15 protein-coding genes are annotated in these 18,616 nt (G+C 69.9%); 1 reads left to right on the plus strand and 14 read right to left on the minus strand.

Annotated elements, in window-relative coordinates; all coding sequences use genetic code 11:
• Nucleotides 1-189: 189 nt before the first annotated feature.
• The 14 genes from AB0M02_RS15700 to AB0M02_RS15765 form a co-directional block, all read right to left on the minus strand.
• Nucleotides 190-537, minus strand: coding sequence for an RNA polymerase-binding protein RbpA (locus tag AB0M02_RS15700; protein ID WP_364226869.1), 348 nt, complete (start codon nt 535-537; stop codon nt 190-192).
• A gap of 118 nt (nt 538-655) precedes the next feature.
• Nucleotides 656-907 (minus strand): preprotein translocase subunit SecG, encoded by a 252-nt coding sequence (gene secG, locus AB0M02_RS15705; protein ID WP_364227466.1) that lies wholly within the window; start codon nt 905-907, stop codon nt 656-658.
• Between the two features lie 88 nt (nt 908-995).
• Complete coding sequence (gene tpiA, locus AB0M02_RS15710; RefSeq protein WP_364226871.1) at nt 996-1,787, minus strand: triose-phosphate isomerase; 792 nt, start codon at nt 1,785-1,787, stop codon at nt 996-998.
• Nucleotides 1,787-2,983 (minus strand): phosphoglycerate kinase, encoded by a 1,197-nt coding sequence (locus tag AB0M02_RS15715; RefSeq protein ID WP_364226873.1) that lies wholly within the window; start codon nt 2,981-2,983, stop codon nt 1,787-1,789. Before AB0M02_RS15715 ends, tpiA begins: the two co-directional genes overlap by 1 nt.
• A 6-nt stretch (nt 2,984-2,989) precedes the next feature.
• A complete protein-coding gene (gene gap / locus AB0M02_RS15720; protein ID WP_364226875.1) occupies nt 2,990-3,991 on the minus strand; it encodes a type I glyceraldehyde-3-phosphate dehydrogenase in 1,002 nt (333 codons plus the stop codon).
• A gap of 327 nt (nt 3,992-4,318) precedes the next feature.
• Complete coding sequence (whiA, locus tag AB0M02_RS15725; protein WP_364226877.1) at nt 4,319-5,299, minus strand: DNA-binding protein WhiA; 981 nt, start codon at nt 5,297-5,299, stop codon at nt 4,319-4,321.
• 57 nt (nt 5,300-5,356) lie between these two features.
• The gene (locus tag AB0M02_RS15730; protein WP_364226879.1) at nt 5,357-6,427 is read right to left on the minus strand and encodes a 2-phospho-L-lactate transferase CofD family protein; all 1,071 of its coding nucleotides are present in this window, start codon (nt 6,425-6,427) and stop codon (nt 5,357-5,359) included.
• Nucleotides 6,424-7,326, minus strand: a complete 903-nt coding sequence (gene rapZ, locus AB0M02_RS15735) for an RNase adapter RapZ (protein ID WP_364227469.1) — start codon at nt 7,324-7,326, stop codon at nt 6,424-6,426. Before rapZ ends, AB0M02_RS15730 begins: the two co-directional genes overlap by 4 nt.
• A gap of 113 nt (nt 7,327-7,439) precedes the next feature.
• Entirely contained in the window at nt 7,440-9,431 is a 1,992-nt protein-coding gene (uvrC, locus tag AB0M02_RS15740) for an excinuclease ABC subunit UvrC (protein ID WP_364226882.1), read from the minus strand.
• Nucleotides 9,432-9,530: 99 nt separating this feature from the next.
• Nucleotides 9,531-10,037, minus strand: a complete 507-nt coding sequence (locus AB0M02_RS15745) for a Rieske (2Fe-2S) protein (protein ID WP_364226884.1) — start codon at nt 10,035-10,037, stop codon at nt 9,531-9,533.
• Between the two features lie 255 nt (nt 10,038-10,292).
• Entirely contained in the window at nt 10,293-13,250 is a 2,958-nt protein-coding gene (gene uvrA / locus AB0M02_RS15750) for an excinuclease ABC subunit UvrA (protein ID WP_364226886.1), read from the minus strand.
• A 125-nt stretch (nt 13,251-13,375) separates the two neighbouring features.
• A complete protein-coding gene (locus AB0M02_RS15755) occupies nt 13,376-15,181 on the minus strand; it encodes a hypothetical protein (RefSeq protein ID WP_364226889.1) in 1,806 nt (601 codons plus the stop codon).
• 577 nt (nt 15,182-15,758) lie between these two features.
• Entirely contained in the window at nt 15,759-16,406 is a 648-nt protein-coding gene (locus AB0M02_RS15760; protein WP_364226892.1) for an MBL fold metallo-hydrolase, read from the minus strand.
• The gene (locus AB0M02_RS15765) at nt 16,403-17,104 is read right to left on the minus strand and encodes a maleylpyruvate isomerase family mycothiol-dependent enzyme (RefSeq protein WP_364226894.1); all 702 of its coding nucleotides are present in this window, start codon (nt 17,102-17,104) and stop codon (nt 16,403-16,405) included. The genes AB0M02_RS15760 and AB0M02_RS15765 overlap by 4 nt, the downstream gene beginning before the upstream one ends.
• A 192-nt stretch (nt 17,105-17,296) precedes the next feature.
• Between AB0M02_RS15765 and rsgA the strand changes: the two genes are divergently transcribed.
• Nucleotides 17,297-18,316, plus strand: coding sequence for a ribosome small subunit-dependent GTPase A (gene rsgA, locus AB0M02_RS15770; RefSeq protein ID WP_364226896.1), 1,020 nt, complete (start codon nt 17,297-17,299; stop codon nt 18,314-18,316).
• Nucleotides 18,317-18,616 lie beyond the last annotated feature (300 nt).

Here is an 18,616-nt window from a genome sequence, read left to right on the forward strand (position 1 = left end):
CCACTCCGCTTGAGGGAGAACGTTCGTTCTGCCTCGCCCGGCAGCCCTCCAGAGAGAACGTTCGTTCTGCCTCGCCCAGCAACCGCCAGAGAGAACGTTCGTTCTCCTGGCCTGCCCACCGCCGCGAGAGAGAACGTTCGTTCTACCACCCCCGGCCAACCCGGGAGCGGCAGAACGACTCGCCCTACCTCACTCCGCCCGACCCCGCCGCTGACGAACCTTCGCGAGCGCCTCAGCCAAAATAGCCTCGGCATCCTCCTCGGAGCGGCGCTCCTTCACATACGCCAGGTGAGACTTGTAGGGCTCGGTGCGTGACCGGCCCGGGGGGTTGGACCGGTCGAGGCCGGCCGGCTGCCCGCACCGGGGGCAGTCCCAGGTCTCCGGGGCCGCCACCTCTGCGGCGAACCAGATCCGGCTGTCATGGCCGGCGGCGCAGAAGTAGCTGACCTGGCGGCGAGGTGCGGGTTCGCTGCGCTCGTCGGGGCGCATCGGGCTTGAGCCGACACGGCTGCCGCGAATGGCGCTGCCACTGGACACGGACGTCACTCCTGTCGAGAGGGGCCTGCAAAGATCGCCGAAATCGGACGGCGAGAACAAAAACCGCGCGGCCGGAGAAAACCGGCCGCGCGGGAGATTGTACGACTACGGAGCGCGTTCAGGCGAGCGTGGTTTTAAGCCAGAAGCCAAGCCCGACAATGCAGGCGAACCAGATGATGCCCACCAGCACGGTGTAACGATCCAGGTTCTTCTCCGCCACCGAGGAACCGGCCAGGCTGGAGGTCACGCCGCCGCCGAACATGCTCGACATGCCGCCGCCCTTACCCCGGTGCAGCAGGATCAGCAGCGTCAGCAGGATGCTGGTGATGATCAGCAACACGATCAACGTGTAAGCGAACTCGATCGGCATGGTCGGGTTCATTCCTCTCAGGGGACAGGCAGCCGTCCCACAATAGCCGGTGCCCGGCCGCAGCGAGCGACCGGGCACACGGTGTAAATCAACGAGCTACGTGCTCGGGGAAACGGACGATCGCGGCGAATCCCTCGGCGTCCAGGCTGGCGCCGCCGACCAGGGCACCGTCCACGTCGGCCTGTGCCATGATCTGGGCGATGTTGCCCGCCTTGACCGAACCGCCGTACTGGATGCGAACCGCCTCGGCCACCTCGGCGCCGAACTTCTCGACCAGCCGGGCCCGGATAGCGCCGCAGACCTCCTGGGCGTCCTCCGGCGTCGCGGTCTTGCCGGTGCCGATCGCCCACACCGGCTCGTACGCGATGACGACCTGCTTGACCTGGTCTTCCTTGAGCCCCTCGAGCCCCGCGTCGACCTGGGCGAGCACGTGCTCGACCTGGTTGCCGGCCTCGCGGATGTCCAGGCCCTCGCCGACGCAGAAGATCGGGGTGAGCCCGGCCGCGAACGCCGCCTTGTTCTTCGCGTTGACGAGCGCGTCGTCCTCGTTGTGGTACTCACGGCGCTCGGAGTGCCCGACCACCACGTAGGTGCAACCGAGCTTCGCGAGCATCGAGCCGGCGATCTCACCGGTGTACGCGCCCGACGCGTGCTGCGACACGTCCTGCGCGCCGAAACCGATCTTGAGCTTGTCGTCCTCGATCGCGGCCTGCACGCTGCGCAGGTCGGTGAAGGGCGGCAGCACCACGGTCTCGACGGCGTCGAGCTGCTCGGCGTTCAGGCTGGCGGCCAGCTTGCGGACCAGGAGGATGGCCTCGAAATGGTTGAGGTTCATCTTCCAGTTGCCGGCGATGATCGGCTTACGGGTCACGTCACCCATCACTTCTCCAGTGCGGCGACGCCCGGCAGCGTCTTGCCTTCGAGGTACTCCAGGGACGCGCCCCCGCCGGTGGAGATGTGGCCGAACGCGGACTCGTCCAGGCCGAGCGTGCGCACGGCCGCCGCGGAGTCACCGCCGCCGACGACCGAGAAGCCGTCGATCTTGGTGATCGCCTCGGCGACACCGCGGGTGCCCGCGGCGAACGGCGCCAGTTCGAAGACGCCCATCGGGCCGTTCCAGAACACGGTCTTCGCGCTCGCGATCGCGTCAGCGAAGATCGCCACCGACTGCGGGCCGATGTCCAGTCCAAGCCGGTCGCCGGGAATGTCGGAAATATCCACCACGGCGTGGTCCGCGTCGGCGGAGAACTCGGTCGCCGCGACGACGTCGACGGGGAGGACGATCCGGCCATCAGCCTGCGCGAGCAGGTCACGACACGTGTCGATCATCTCGGCCTCGAGCAGCGACTTACCCACCTCGTGACCCTGGGCCTTGAGGAAGGTGAAGCACATGCCGCCACCGACCAGGAGCTTGTCCACCTTGGGCAGCAGCGCCTGGATCACGGCCAGTTTGTCGGAGACCTTGGAACCGCCGAGCACGACCACATAGGGCTGCTCCGGCGTCTCCGAGACGCGCTTGAGCACGTCGACCTCGCGCAGAACGAGACCGCCGGCGTAGTGCGGGAGACGGGCCGGCACGTCGTACACCGAAGCGTGCTTGCGGTGCACCGCGCCGAAAGCGTCATCGACGTAGAAGTCGGCGAACTTCGCCAGCTCGTCGGCGAAGGCGCCCCGAACCGCGTCGTCCTTCGAGGTCTCGCCCTCGTTGAACCGCAGGTTCTCCAGGAGCAGCACCTGGCCGTCCTGCAGAGCCGCCACCTTGGCCTGCGCGTCCGCGCCGACGGTGTCGGAGGCGAAGACCACCGACGACCCGAGCAGTTCGCCCAGACGGGTGGCCACGGGGGCGAGGGTGAACTTGGGGTCCGGCGCGCCCTTCGGGCGGCCCAGGTGGGACGCCACGATCACGCGGGCGCCCGCGTCACGCAGCGCGATCAGCGTCGGCAGCACCGCGCGGGCGCGGCCGTCATCGCTGATCACGCCCGGGTTGGTCTTGTCGAACGGGACGTTCAGGTCGGCGCGCACGAAGACACGCCGACCCGAGACACCCTCGCCGAGCAAGTCGTCGAGAGTCTTCAAGGTTGATCAGGCCCCGACCAGCTTGACCAGGTCGACGAGGCGGTTCGAGTAGCCCCACTCGTTGTCGTACCACCCGACGACCTTGACCTGGTTGCCACCGATGACCTTGGTGAGGCCGGCGTCGAAGATGCAGGAGCCCGGGTCGGTCACGATGTCGGCCGACACGATGTCGTCCTCGGTGTAGACGAGGATGCCCTTCAGCGGGCCCTCGGCGGCGGCCTTGATCGCGGCGTTGACCTCCTCGACCGTGGTGTCGCGAGCGGCGGTGAAGGTGAGGTCGGTGGCCGAGCCGGTGGGGATCGGCACCCGCAGCGCGAAGCCGTCCAGCTTGCCCTTGAGCTCCGGCAGCACCAGGCTGACGGCCTTCGCGGCACCGGTCGAGGTCGGCACGATGTTCAGCGCGGCGGCGCGGGCACGGCGCAGGTCCTTGTGCGGGCCGTCCTGCAGGTTCTGGTCCTGGGTGTACGCGTGGATCGTGGTCATCAGACCCTTCTCGATCCCGATCGTGTCGTTCAGGACCTTCGCCATCGGGGCGAGGCAGTTCGTGGTGCAGGACGCGTTCGAGATGATCGTGTGCTGCGCAGCGTCGTAGAGGTTGTCGTTGACGCCCATCACGATCGTGATGTCCTCGTTCTTGGCCGGAGCCGAGATGATGACCTTCTTGGCACCCTTGTCGATGTGGGCCTTGGCCTTGGTGGCGTCGGTGAAGAAGCCGGTCGACTCGATGACGACGTCCGCGCCCAGGTCGCCCCAGGGCAGGTTGTTCGGGTCGCGCTCGGCGAACGCCTTGAACGTCTTGCCACCGACGGTGATCTCGTCGGCGGTCGCCTTCACCTCGTGGCCCAGGCGGCCCAGGATGCTGTCGTACTTCAGCAGGTGAGCCAGCGTGGCGTTGTCGGTCAGGTCGTTCACGCCGACGATCTCGATGTCGGCGCCGGAGGCGAGAACCGCCCGGAAGAAGTTACGACCGATACGGCCGAAGCCGTTGATGCCAACCCGGATGGTCACAGGTGGTCTCCTCGTTTCGGTCCGCCGGATTCTGCGACCGGCGGAGGGGTCTGCATGCCGGCCAGATGGTGGGCAGGCACAAGGGCGCCCGGCCGCCGCGCCCGAGGGAGCCGAAGCGCCGCAGCAAATGGCTGGCGGCGTCACAGCGGGGGTTCGGCCGAACTGCCGGCACCGTCGCCGTCACTGGTGACCCTATCCGAGTCCACCCACCCCCGGAGCGGCGGGGCGCGACCTGAACGTTACCTAAAGCGGATCACCGCAACGGCGGCGTGACCATGTCAAGCATCGTCGATCAACCGGCGCTTGATCAGGGCCGAAGGTCCCCGTTCAGCAGGCCATCATCTCCGGTGTGACGGCCGCCTCAGTGTCCGGAATACCGAGGTCGCGGGCACGCTTGTCGGCGAGCGCCAGCAGGCGGCGGATCCGGCCGGCGATGGCGTCCTTCGTCAGGGGCGGGTCGGCCAGCGCGCCCAGCTCCTCCAGCGAGGCCTGGCGGTGCTCCAGCCGCAGTTGGCCGGCCGAGGTCAGGTGGTTCGGCGCGTCGTCGGCGAGGATCTCCAGCGCGCGGGTGACGCGGGCGGCGGCGGCGACCGCGGCACGGGCGGAGCGGCGCAGGTTCGCGTCGTCGAAGTTGGCCAGGCGGTTGGCGGTGGCGCGGACCTCGCGGCGGACCCGGCGCTCCTCCCAGGCCAGCACGCTGGAGTGCGCGCCGATGCGGGTCAGCAGCGCGGCGATCGCGTCACCGTCCTTGATCACGACGCGGTCGACGCCGCGGACCTCGCGCTCCTTGGCGGTGATCCCGATCCGGCGGGCGGCGCCACGCAGTGCCAGGGCCGCCTCGGGGCCGGGGCAGGTGATCTCCAGGGCGCTGGAACGCCCCGGTTCGGTCAGCGAGCCGTGTGCCATGAACGCACCGCGCCAGGCGGCCACCGAGCAGCAGACGTTGCCGTTGACCACGTGCTGCGGGAGGCCGCGGACCGGGCGGCCGCGGACGTCCAGGAGGCCGGTCTGGCGGGCCAGAACCTCGCCGTCCTTCACGATCCGGACGATGTAGTGGCTGCCCTTGCGCAGGCCGCCGGAGGCGAGGACGTGCACCTCGCTGGGGTAGCCGTACACATCGGCGATCTCGCGGCGCAGGCGGCGGGCCACCGCGCCGGTGTCCAGCTCAGCCTCGACGACCACCCGGCCGGAGACGATGTGCAGGCCGCCGGCGAATCGCAGCAGCGCGGCCATCTCGGCCCGGCGACAGCAGGGCTTGGGTACGTCGACCCGGCTCAGCTCGTCCTTGACTGCTGCCGTCATCGCCATTACGTCACCTCATGCGCCGGATCTTGAACAGTGTGTGCCGCACTACTACGCCAGTAATTAACGAGCGGCGCCCAATACTGGCACCAGTGCAACACCCAATGACTGAGGATCATGCCGTGGGCTGCCGTCCGCAACGGCCACGGGTGCCAACACGAGCTCGGCACCCAGGTCCTGAGCGGCCATCCGCACCGGTTCGGGCTCCCCTGCCCATTTGGCGTCGGCCAGGACCGCGTCCACCCGCAGGGAGGGAAGGTATCGCCGGAGCGCGGCCAGGTGATCGGCGGCGGAGAGACCGGTCGTCTCCTTGTCCGCGCTCAGGTTGAGCGTCACCAGCCGGCGCGCCGGGCTCGCCACGATCGCCGCGGCCAGTTCCGGAACCAGCAGGTGGGGAAGCACGCTCGTGTACCAGCTGCCGGGACCGAAGATCAGCCAGTCGGCCGCGTGGACCGCCTGGATCGCCTCCGGGCAGGCCGGCGGGTCTCCCGGGACCAGCCGGACTGCCGCCACCCGGCCGTCGGCCACGGCCACCGAGTGCTGCCCGCGAATCGTCGAGGCCGTGCCGTCCGCCGCCACCACGTCGGCCTCTATCCCGACGGCATGCAGCGCCATCGGGAGCACTCGGCCCTGGGCGCCCAGCATCTCGGCCGCGTGGTCGAGGGCCCGTACCGGGTCGCCCAGCATCTCGATCAGCCCGAGCAGCAGCAGATTCCCCACCGCGTGCCCGGCCAGGCTGTCCCGGCTCCGGTCGGCCCGCCGTTCCACCCGCGGCCCCCGAGTCACGACCCGGTCCACATGCGGGGCAGCCGGCGCGATGTGCTGGACCGGCAACCGGATGACGTCCGGCTCCGGCATCGCGGCGAAGCGGTGCTGCATCAGGTCCGCGGTGAGCCGGGTCGTCGGGTGGTCCGCCGCGAGCGCCGCCAGCGCCTGCCGCAGATCTCCCGGTGGCAACAGGGCGTCCCGCTCCACGCGCAGCCGGCCGCTGGAGCCGCCGTCGTCGCCGACCGTGACGATCGCGGTGATCTCCAGGTCGAGGTCGCGGGCGGACTGCCGTAACGCCCGTAACGAGGCGCTCAGCCCGTGACCGCCGCCGAAGGCGACGACCCGGATCGGTGGCCGCGCCGTCACTCGCGCCCCAGATCGCGGTGCGAGGAGTGCGCGGACAGGCGCATCCCGGACAGCCGCGAGGTCAGTTCCTCGGCTATGGCGACGCTGCGGTGTTTGCCGCCGGTGCAGCCGATGGCGACGGTCAGGTAGCGCTTGCCCTCACGCTCGAAGCCGGGCGCGGTCGCCGCGATCAGCCCCGCGTACGTCGCGACGAAGTCGGTCGCACCCTCCTGCCCGAGCACATAGCTGCTCACGCCCTCCTCCAGGCCGGTGTGCTCGCGCAGCTCCGGCACCCAGAACGGGTTCGGCAGGAAGCGGGCGTCCAGCACGTAGTCGGCGTCCGGGGGCAGGCCGTACTTGAATCCGAAGGAGAGCACGGTGATCCGCAGCCGGCGGGAGTCCTCGCCGCCGAACAGCTCCTCGACGCGGCGCCGCAGCTGATTCACGTTGAGGTGGCTGGTGTCGATGATCACATCGGACTGTTCGCGGGCCTCGGCCAGAAGCTTCCGCTCGGCCGCGATGCCGTCGGCCAGCCGCCCGTCGCCCTGCAGCGGGTGCGAGCGCCGGACCGACTCGAAGCGCCGGATCAGCACCTCGTCGTCGGCGTCCACGAAGACCACACGCGGCGAGAACCCGCGCTCCTTGAGCGCGCGGACCGCGCCGGCCAGGTCGGTGGAGAACGCGCGGCTGCGTACGTCAAGAACCATCGCGGTCCGCCGGGCCGCACCGCCGGCCGCGAATGCCAGCTCGGCCATCTCCAGCATGAGCGCCTGCGGCAGGTTGTCGACGACATAGAAACCGACGTTCTCCAGGGCGCGGGCCACCGTGCTGCGCCCGCCGCCGGAGAGCCCGGTCACCACCACCAGATCGGTACCGGCCTCATCGGGTTCCACGACCTCGTCGGGCCCGAAGTCCGGCATCGCTTCCGTCACCACGCCTCCTGCGAGAGTTCGCCCGCCTCGCGCGGGCGGACACAACATCCTAGGCCGTCAGAACCCCCCTCGACCGCCGGACAGGATGTCCGCCACCCGTCTCAGTCGCCGGACGCCGGCGGGTTCAGCGCGGCCAGCACCAACTCGGCGGTGCGGCGGCCGATCCCGGGCACCTCCACGATCTCCTCCGGAGTGGCGGCGGCGAGCCGCTTGAGCGACCCGAAGTGCCGCAGCAGCGCCTTGCGGCGCACCTCACCGAGGCCGGCGACGGAGTCCAGCGCCGACTCGGTCATCCGCTTCGACCGGCGCTGCCGGTGGAACGTGATGGCGAACCGGTGCGCCTCGTCGCGGACGCGCTGCAGCAGGTAGAGCGCCTCCGAGGTGCGCGGCAGGATGACCGGGAAGTCCTCGCCGGGCTGCCAGACCTCCTCCAGTCGCTTGGCAAGCCCGCACAGCGCCACGTCGGTGATGCCGAGGTCGGAGAGCACCGCCGCGACCGCGTTCACCTGCGGTTGGCCGCCATCAACAACAACAAGCTGGGGAGGGTACGCGAAACGCCGCGCCTTGCCGGTCAGGGGATCGATGCCCGGCAGCTCGTTGGTGGCCTGATAGCCGTGCAGAGCGGCGTCCGCGGCGTCGTCGGCGACGTCGGACTCCGGCTGGTCCCGCGGCCCCTCGGCTCCCGGCTGCGCCTTGAACCGGGCGAACCGCCGCCGCAGCACCTCGCTCATCGCGGAGAGGTCGTCGGTGCCGCTGCCGTCGGGGTTGCCGCGGACGGCGAACCGCCGATATTCACTCTTGCGGGCCAGGCCGTCCTCGAACACGACCATCGAGGCCACCACGTCGGTGCCCTGGATCTGGGACACGTCGAAACACTCGATGCGCAGCGGCACGGTGTCCATGCCGAGGGCCTCGGCGATCTCCTCGAGAGCCTTGTTGCGGGTGGTCAGGTCGCCGGCGCGGCGCAGCTTGTGCCGCTGCAGCGACTCGGCCGCGTTGCGCGCCACCGTCTCCATCAGCGACTTCTTGTCGCCGCGCTGCGGGACACGCAGGCTGACCCGGCTGCCGCGGTGCTGGCTGAGCCAGTCGGCGAGCGCGTCGGAGTCGTCCGGCAGGGCCGGCACGAGCAGCTCGCGCGGGACATCGCCCTCACCTTCGGAACCCCCGTACATCTGGCTGCAGAAGTGGTGCACCAGGTCGCCGGTGCTGAGGTCCTCGACCTTCTCCACCACCCAGCCGCGCTGGCCGCGGACCCGGCCGTCGCGGACGTGGAAGACCTGGACGGCCGCCTCGAGGGGGTCGTCGGCGAAGGCCACCACGTCGGCGTCGGTGCCGTCGCCCAGCACCACGGTCTGCTTCTCCATGGCCCGCCGCAGCGCCGCGATGTCGTCGCGCAGCCGGGCCGCGCGCTCGAACTCCAGTTCCTCGGAGGCCTGCATCATCTCGCGCTCGAGCCGCTTGACGAACGAGTCGGTGCGCCCGGCCATGAAGTCGCAGAAGTCGTCGACGATCGCGCGGTGCTCGTCCGCGCTGACCTGGCCGACGCAGGGCGCCGAGCACTTGCCGATGTAGCCGAGGAGGCAGGGCCGGCCGATCTGACCGTGCCGCTTGAAGACGCCGGACGAGCAGGTCCGCGCCGGGAAGACGCGCAGCAGCAGGTCGAGGGTCTCGCGGATGGCCCAGGCGTGCGAGTAGGGACCGAAGTAGCGGACGCCCTTGCGCTTGGCGCCGCGCATCACCTGCAGGCGGGGGAACTCCTCGTTCAGCGTGACGGCGAGAAAGGGGTACGACTTGTCGTCCCGATACTTCACGTTGAAGCGGGGGTCGAACTCCTTGATCCAGGAGAACTCGAGCTGGAGCGCCTCCACCTCGGTCCCGACCGTGACCCAGTCCACACTGCCCGCGGTGGTGACCATCTGCTGGGTCCGCGCGTGCAGCGACCACACGTCGGCGAAGTAGGAGTTCAGGCGGTTACGCAGGCTTTTCGCCTTGCCGACGTAGATGACGCGGCCGGCCGGATCACGGAATCGGTAGACACCTGGGGCGTCCGGGATCGTACCGGGAGCAGGACGATAGGTGGACGGGTCTGGCACAACTCCAACACTAGTGCGTGGGACTGACAGAATTGCCCGACCGGAGGTCCGGTGCCGCCGCCACGGCCCGGACCTTCGGCCTCACGCAATGCCGCCGGATCAGGCCGCCACGACGTTGTCTCCGTCGAGCTTCACCGGCGTCTCGGCGAGCGGCTTGGCCGCCGGGCCGGCCGTCGGCGCTCCGTCCTTGATGGAGAAGGCGCTGTTGTGGCACTTGCACAGGATCGAGCCGTCGGTGATCTCGGTGACGTCGCAGCCCTGGTGCGTGCAGACCTTGCTGAACGCCTTGAAGGTCCCCTCCTCGGGCTGCGTGATGACCAGGTCGTCCTTGATCACGCCGCCGCCGACGGTCACCTCGGAGGCCGCCACGAGCACCTTCCCGGCGTTGCCGCCGGCCGAGTCCGCCTGAGCCCCGGTGCTGCCGGCCGGTGCCGGGTCGTTGTTGAAGTCCGACCCGTTCGGATTGGTACCGCTGGTGTCGGTGCCGCAGGCGGTCAGGACCGCGCCGGCACCGAGCGCGCCCGCGCTCAGCAGGACGACGCGCCGTGTCGAGGTGGCGTCAGTGCGCTCCGGCTGATTGTCGGTCCTCGTCTGCACGTCAGTCATTTGTCGCCCCTCCAGTGCCTGGTTTCCGCTCGAATGTCACGCGGAGTCGCCTCTAAGTACGGGGCGTCCACCACGATCAGTTCACCGTCCACGTCGAGATTCTCCGCCACCACGGGTGACGGCTTCTCCCGATTGATGTGCCTTCGCCCCGCCACTTCGACCTGGCGGGGCCGAATAGACGATGCCCGGTCGAGACTAGGGCCTCGACCGGGCATCGTAGCTTTGAGTTACCTGAGAACTTGCTGATTCAACTAATCAGGCAGTCGCCTTGGCACGGGACCGGGTGGTGCGCGCCCGGGTGCCGCTGCCGTTGGCCCCGTTCGCCTTGGCCGCCCGCGCGGTCGCCGCCGGTGCGCCCTTCGGCTCGCCCTCACGGCCCAGCACGTGCCGCAGGAACTGCCCGGTGTGGCTCTCGCTCACCTCGGCGAGCTCCTCCGGTGTGCCGGTCGCCAGGACCAGGCCGCCCTTGTGGCCGCCCTCCGGGCCCATGTCGATCAGCCAGTCGGCGGTCTTGATGACGTCCAGGTTGTGCTCGATGGTGATCACCGTGTTGCCCTTGTCGACCAGCCCGTTGAGCACCAGCAGCAGCTTGCGGATGTCCTCGAAGTGCAGGCCCGTGGTGGGCTCGTCGAGCACGTAGACGGTCCGGCCGGTGGAACGCTTCTGCAGCTCGGAGGCGAGCTTCACACGCTGTGCCTCACCGCCGGAGAGTGTGGTGGCCGGCTGGCCGAGCCGCACGTACCCCAGGCCGACGTCGACCAGGGTGCGCAGGTGCCGGTGGATGGCCGGCAGCGCCGAGAAGAACTCGGCGGCCTCCTCGATCGGCATGTTCAGCACCTCGGAGATGGTCTTCCCCTTGTAGTGCACCTCCAGGGTCTCCCGGTTGTACCGGGCGCCCTTGCACACCTCGCACGGGACGTAGACGTCCGGCAGGAAGTTCATCTCGATCTTGATCGTGCCGTCACCCGAGCAGTTCTCGCAGCGGCCGCCCTTGACGTTGAAGGAGAACCGCCCCGGTCCGTAGCCGCGCACCTTCGCCTCGGCGGTCTCCGCGAACAGCTTGCGGACGTGGTCGAAGACACCGGTGTACGTGGCCGGGTTCGACCGCGGTGTCCGCCCGATCGGCGACTGGTCCACCCCGACGACCTTGTCGATGTGCTCGATGCCGGTGATCCGGGTGTGCCGGCCGGGCACCATCCGGGCGCGGTTGATCTGGTTCGCCAGGACGGTGTGCAGGATGTCGTTGACCAGCGTCGACTTGCCGGAGCCGGAGACGCCGGTCACCGCGATGAACTGGCCGAGCGGGAACGGCACGGTGAGGTTGCGCAGGTTGTGCTCGCGGGCGCCCTGCACCACCACCTCGCGGCCGGAGACCTGCGGGCGCCGGGTGGCCGGCACCGGGATCGACTTGCGCCCGGACAGGTATGCCCCGGTGGGCGACTTCTCGTTCGCCAGCAGGCCCTCGACGGTCCCACTGTGCACGATGTGGCCGCCGTGCTCACCGGCGCCGGGGCCGATGTCCACGATCCAGTCCGCCGTACGAATGGTGTCCTCGTCGTGCTCCACCACGATCAGCGTGTTACCGAGGTTCCGCAGCCGGACCAGGGTCTCGATGAGCCGGTGGTTGTCGCGCTGGTGCAGGCCGATGGACGGCTCGTCCAGCACGTAGAGCACGCCCACCAGGCCGGACCCGATCTGGGTGGCGAGCCGGATGCGCTGCGCCTCACCGCCGGAGAGGGTGCCGGCACCCCGGTCCAGCGACAGGTAGTCCAGCCCGACGTCGACCAGGAACCGGAGCCGGGCGTTGATCTCCTTGAGCACCCGCTCGGCGATCATCGCCTGCCGGTCGTCCAGCTGCAGGGCGCCCAGCAGTTCGGCGCACTCGCCGACGGAGAGGTTGCAGACCTCGGCGATGCTCTTGCCCGCCAGGGTGACCGCGAGCACCTCCGGCTTGAGCCGGGCGCCGCCGCAGACCGAGCAGGGGACGTCGCGCATGTACCCCTCGTACTTCTCGCGCGACCAGTCGCTCTCGGTGTCGGTGTGCCGCCGCTCGATCCACTGCACCACGCCCTCGAAGCCGGTGTAGTAGGAGCGCTCACGCCCGTATTTGTTCCGGTAGCGCACGTGGACCTGGTCCTCGGCGCCGTACAGAATCGTCTTCTGCGCCCGGCTGGGCAGCGCGCGCCAGGGCGCGTCCAGGGAGAAGCCCTCGGCCGAGGCGAGCGCCTCCAGGAGCCGCAGGAAGTATTCCTGGGTGGTGCCGCCGGCCCACGGCTGGATCGCGCCGTCGCGGAGTGTGGCCTCCTCGTCCGGGACGAGCAGCTCGGGGTCGACCTCCTTCTTGGTCCCGAGGCCGCTGCACTCGGGACAGGCGCCGTACGGCGCGTTGAAGGAGAACACCCGTGGTTCGAGGTCCTCGATGCCGAGCGGGTGGTCGTTCGGGCAGGCCAGGTGCTCGGAGAAGCGGCGCTCGCGCTCCGGGTCGTCCTCGGCCAGGTCGACGAACTCGAGCAGCACGATGCCGCCGGCCAGGCCGAGCGCGGCCTCCACCGAGTCGGTGAGCCGCTGCTTGCTGCTCGCCTTCACGCTGAGCCGGTCGACCACCACCTCGATGGTGTGCTTCTCCTGCTTCTTCAGCTTCGGCGGCTCGGTCAGCGGGTGCACCGTGCCGTCGACCCGGGCGCGGGCGTAACCCTTGGCCTGGAGCTCGGCGAACAGGTCCACGTATTCACCCTTGCGGCCTCGGACGACCGGGGCGAGCACCATGAACCGGGTGCCCTCGGGCATCGCGAGCACGCGGTCGACGATCTGCTGCGGTGTCTGCCTGCTGATCCGCTCGCCGCAGACCGGGCAGTGCGGGATCCCGGCGCGGGCGAACAGCAGCCGCAGGTAGTCGTAGACCTCGGTGATGGTGCCGACGGTCGAGCGCGGGTTGCGGTTCGTCGACTTCTGGTCGATCGACACCGCCGGGGACAGGCCCTCGATGAAGTCGACGTCGGGTTTGTCCATCTGGCCGAGGAACTGCCTCGCGTACGCCGAGAGCGACTCGACGTAGCGCCGTTGCCCCTCGGCGAAGATCGTGTCGAAGGCGAGGCTGGACTTGCCCGAACCGGAGAGCCCGGTGAAGACGATCATGGCGTCTCGGGGCAGGTCGAGATTGACGTCGCGCAGGTTGTGCTCGCGGGCGCCACGGATGGTCAGTCGGTCGGCCACAATCAGCCTCTCCGTACAAGTGTTTGAGTAGAGCAGAGCCGCGGACACTCTAGCCACGGGGTACGACAATTTCTGTCGGCCTAGGTGCAGCGCCTCTCACATGCCGGACATTCCCGCAGAACGGACTACCCCTTCGGGGGGACCGGCAAGCTCCGCATGTCCCAGATCTCGACGCCGCCGACGAGTCGCGGCTCACCCAGCACTTCGACCAGGGTGGCCCGCTGCACCTCGGGGTTGCGGCCGCCCGGCACGAGCACCACCACACCCGCCCTCCAGTACACCAGGTCGTCGATGATCTGTGCACGATCGGCGGCGGTCAGTACGGGCTTGACGCCGTACTCGCGTACCCGCCACAGCAGGTCGGAGGTGAACGTGGCCGGGGCGTGCCAGGATCCGGTGTGGTCGCGCGGCGCGTCGGCGGGACCCATGAAATAGCCGCGCGGCGTCGCGTAGTCGAAGTTGTTCAGCGTCGCCCAGCGCATACCGGTACGCCCGGTCGTCACCTCCGGCAGCGGAACCGTGACCAGGGTCCGGTCGCCCGCCACGTACTCCCGGTAGGTGCCCTCGGTGATGAACGGCGGCATCGGGTCGCCCTCGACCACCGGCAGCGGCTTCGGGATCAGCGGCACGAGCGCGCACACCATCCCGATCCAGAACCACCGCCGGCGCCTCTCCGGGTACGCGGGGATCCGGTCGGCGGCCAGCGCCAGCAGCACACCCACGATCGTGGCCGGCACCATCGCGAACCGCGTCACACTCACCAGGTCGATGATCGGCACGTGGCTGATCAGGCCGAACGGCAGCGGAACAACGGTGTCGTACCCGAACACGCGCAGCTGCGGGCCCATCGACATCAGCAGCAGCACGAGTCCGGCGATCGCCGCCGCCCGCGCCGCCGCGACCCGCCACAGCATCACCACCGCGACCACGATCATCACGAGCCCGACCGGCCCGAAGAACGTGTTGTCCTCGGTCGCGCTGACGCTCATCTGCCGGGTCAGCGCGGCGTTCCCGGCCAGCGACTGCCGCGCGAACCCGGCGAGCGAGGCCACGTCGGTCACGTACTCGGTCGGCGCGAACGGCTGCCCGTGGTAGTTGCCGGGTGCGAAGAACTGGTACCACAGCGGGTACGCCAGCAGCGCACCCGCGGTCAGCGCCGCGACACCGAGCCCGGCGGCGAAGCGTTTACCGTACGAAAGAACCTCGCGCGGGCGCATCGCCGCGTAGGCCACCGCGAACACGCCCAGCGTGAGCGCCGTGAACAGCAGCGTCTCCTCGTTGATGAAGCACTGCAGCACGATCAGCAGCCCGAGGATCACCCCGCCGCGCACCACCCGCCCCGGCTCACGCAGCCGCAGCACCTGCCAGACGATGAACGGCACCACGTACTGGTTGACGAAGTTCACATGCCCGTTCGCGTGCGACACCATCGTCGGCGCGAACCCGCACCAGGCGCCGCCGATCCAGGCCGCGAGCCGCGAGCTCACCAGATGCCGCGAGAGCACCCAGTACCAGGCGAAGGCGGTGCCGGCCAGCCCACCGGTGAGCAGGATCGCCACCGAGACCCCACCGCCGAGAAAATGCGTCACCGGAGCGAGCGGCAGGCTGAGAGCCAGAATCGACGTGTTCGCCATCATGTTCACGCCGACCGGCGCGTTCAGCCGATCCGTGAAGAACGGCGCGGCCCCGTCGAACACCACCCGCTCGGCGTGCGCCAGCACGAACAGGAAGACCCCGTGGTCATCGTCGTTGCTGGCCAGCACCCGCCCGTTGGGATCGATCCAGAGCTGGATCAGCACCAGCACGGCAAGCGCCAGATATCCCAGCAGAACCCAGAGATCGATCCTGCGCCGCCACCCGCGCACCGGCGCCTCGGTCACACCTTCCGCGACAGCCACGGGCACCTCGACCACTTCTTCCGCAGCACGCACCGGCTGAATTGTGCCAGAGCCCCCCACCACACCCCGTCAAGGCCGCCTCAGGCACCCCCCGGTCACCCCGGATGTCGGCCGCCTCAAACCGCCGGTTCCGTCAGCCACCGGCAGCTCCGCCGGTGCCGTTCCTACTACCATCCGTCTCCGGATACGGTCGGCCATGAGCCGCGAGGACTCAGGGATGAGCAATGGTGCGCGTCGCGGCCGCTCCGGCCCAGGTCATCGACCGGCTGGAGGTGGAGCTTCGCACCGACGGAGTGCACTTCACTCCCGGCCTCGGTGTGCCCCGGCCGCGGACCTTGGCCGGCGCACGCCCACCGCGTCAGTACAGCGCCGTGCACGCCTACGAGGGCGCCAACCCCGCCGGCCCGCCGGTGGCGACCGGGTGGCGAACCGTGAGAACTGGCAGAACGCGTCGACCTTCGAGAGGTACCTCAGGAACCCTGGCGGTGACCGGTAGACACGACCGGTTCTGGCCACCCGGTGGCGCGCAAGCCGCCCTGCGGCCTGGTCACGCACGTGGTCGCGGGTTATGTGTAGGCCCCGAGCACGCTCCGCGTACCCCCGGAAAAACTCACCAACCTCGCGCCCGCCATTCCGGGATGGACCCCCGCTCAGCCCCGAGAGTCGAATCCCGGCCGTGCCCCGGATAGAACCACGTGTCGTCCCCGAAGCGATCGAACAGCTTCCGCTCGACATCGTTGATCAGCGACTCGAAGTTCTTCCGGACACCGCGCGTGTTGCCCACCCCGCCCGGGAACAGGCTGTCACCGGTGAACAGATGCGCCCGGCCCCCGGCCTCCTGATAGGCCAGCACGATCGACCCCGGCGTATGCCCCACCACATGGATGACCTCAAGACTGTGCTCACCCACCGTGACCACATCGCCGTCACGGAGGGTCTCCGTAGCAACCGGGATCTCCGGAGCGTCATCCTCATGGGCGAGGGACCGCGCCCCCGTCTTGGCAACCACCTCACTCAGCGCGACCCAGTGGTCCTGGTGACGGTGGGTGGTGACCACAGTCCGCAGCGACCCGGCCAGGTCAAGCAGTGTCGCGGCGTCGTTGGCCGCGTCGATCAGCAACTCCTGATCCCCAGATGTCAGGAAATATGCGTTGTTGTCCATCGGGCCTACGGAGACCTTGCGCAGTGTCAGCCCGCCGCCCAGATCGCGGACCGCGGGTGGGCCGCCGCGGGTCACGTCGCCGGTGTACTCGCTCATTTCCACCTCGCGGGAGTCGGCAGCTCGCCGTCCGGCGAGACGGTCAGGTCGGCGCCGTCGCCGCGGCCGGCCAGCCAGGCGGCGATCGACTTGGTCGGTCCGCCGATCACCGGGCCGTCGTCGGAGCCGATGACCAGGGGATGTTCGAGGCCGAACGGACGCAGCACCATGGCCGGGGCGTCGTCACGAGCGCCCGTGACGATCTCGCGGAGCAGGCGGAGGGCGAACGCGTCCGGCCAGTCCGCGGGGGTGTAACCGCGGGCGAGGTCGACGTGGTGCACCTCCACCTCGCGCAGCCGGGCCCACGGCACCCCGGCCGCGGACTGGCCGATCGGTGGCAGCTGAACCGCCCAGGCCGAGGCGGGCATCGCGGCGGCCGCGTCGGCGAAGCGCTCGTGCGCGTCGCGGATGTCGGCGACCTGCTCGGCGAGGGGGCGGGCGGCGCCGGCCTCGATGCCGGCGGTGCGGGCCTCGGGGCTCGGATACATCGGGGTCTCCACCCCGGTGCGCGCCCAGGTCAGCAGGTTGGTCATGCCGTCGGCGTTGCGTGCGACGTGGGTCAGCACGTGCCCGACCGTCCAGCCGGGCAGCGCGGACGGCTCGGCCACCGCGCCGTCGTCCAGACCCTCCGCCGTCCGCAGCAGCGCCTCGGTCGCGGCCTCGACGTCCGTCATGAGAACAAGCGGGTCGATCGTCACAGCACCGACCCTAGCGGAAATCACTTTCGCCCCGGTGAGGGTGAACGTACCGTCGTTGCCAGACGCGATCGATCGAACCCGCGGGGGGGAGGTGAGGAACGTGCTGTTCGAGATGTCCGCGTCCCTTCACCAGGGGGCCGTCACCCGGTAACCGGGTTTGCCGCTGTCCTCCTCGACTCGTAAAGGGTTCCCATGTCGTACGACCTGTCCCAGCTGGGCTGGGACGAGACCTTCGCATCCTCGTACCGTCCCTTCGACCGCTCCGACGCGGCACCCGGGCGGGTCCTGCGCGCCGACCGCGGCATCAGCACGGTCCTCACCGCCGACGGCGTGACCAGGGCCGGCCTGGGCGGCAGCGCGTTCCTCGACGCCGCCAAGGACCCGGCACTACTACCCTGCGCCGGCGACTGGGTGGTGCTGCGCCGCTGGCCGGACCGGCGGACCACACTCGAGGTGGTGCTGCCACGGCGGACCGAGCTGATCCGCCGCACCGCCGACAAGGACTCCACCGGCCAGGTCCTCGCCGCCAACATGGACACCGTCGCCGTCGTCGAGCCCATCCATCCCGAACCCGACGACGCCCGCGTCGAACGCCTCCTCGCCCTCGCCTTCGAGTCCGGCGCCGACCCGGTCCTCGTCCTCACCAAGTCCGACACCACGAGCGACCCCGGCGCGATAGCCCGCCAGCTGTCCCGCATCGCACCCGGCGTCCCGGTCCTGCCGGTCAGCGTCCGCGAGGGCACCGGCGTCGACGAGCTACGCCGTTACGTCACCCACGGACGCACCTGCGCCCTGCTGGGCCGCTCCGGCGCCGGCAAATCCACCCTGGCCAACGCCCTGGCCGGCGCCACCGTCATGCCGGTCCAGGCCATCCGCGACGCCGACGGCAAGGGCCGCCACACCACCGCGTACCGCAACCTCATCACGATCCCCGGCGGCGGCGCCGTCCTCGACACCCCCGGCATCCGCGGCGTCGGCCTCCTCGACACCGCCGCCGGCCTCGACCGAGCCTTCGCCGACGTCACCGCCCTGGCCGCCAGTTGCCGCTTCGACGACTGCGCCCACGAGTCCGAACCCGATTGCGCCGTCCAGGCAGCCTTGTCCGACGGCACCCTGCCACCACGCCGCCTGGCCAGCTGGCGCAAGCTCCATCGCGAGGTCGCCCTGGAAAGCGGACGGAGACGCGAGAGGTTGGGCAAAAGCCACTTCTAGGGTACGCGCTACGCGTCCTGCCTCTTCCAGACCCGCGACCACCTGCCACTCCAGACCACAGCGCGCCTGACGCGCCACGGGGCGGTCACCGCACCGGCCGCCCCTCAGCCAGCCAGCCGGCGCCACTCAGCCAGCCACCGCGGGGCGGTCACCACACCGGCCGTCACTCAGTCGGCCGGTGCCGCTCAGCCAGCCGGCGCCGCTCAGCCAGCCGGCGCGGGGCGGTCACCACACCGGCCGTCGCTCAGTCGGCCTGCGCCACTCAGCCAGCCGGTGCCGCTCAGCCAGCCGGTGCCGCTG

Origin of the sequence: Actinoplanes sp. NPDC051861 (genome assembly GCF_040681145.1) — a bacterium.
Taxonomy (GTDB): domain Bacteria; phylum Actinomycetota; class Actinomycetes; order Mycobacteriales; family Micromonosporaceae; genus Actinoplanes.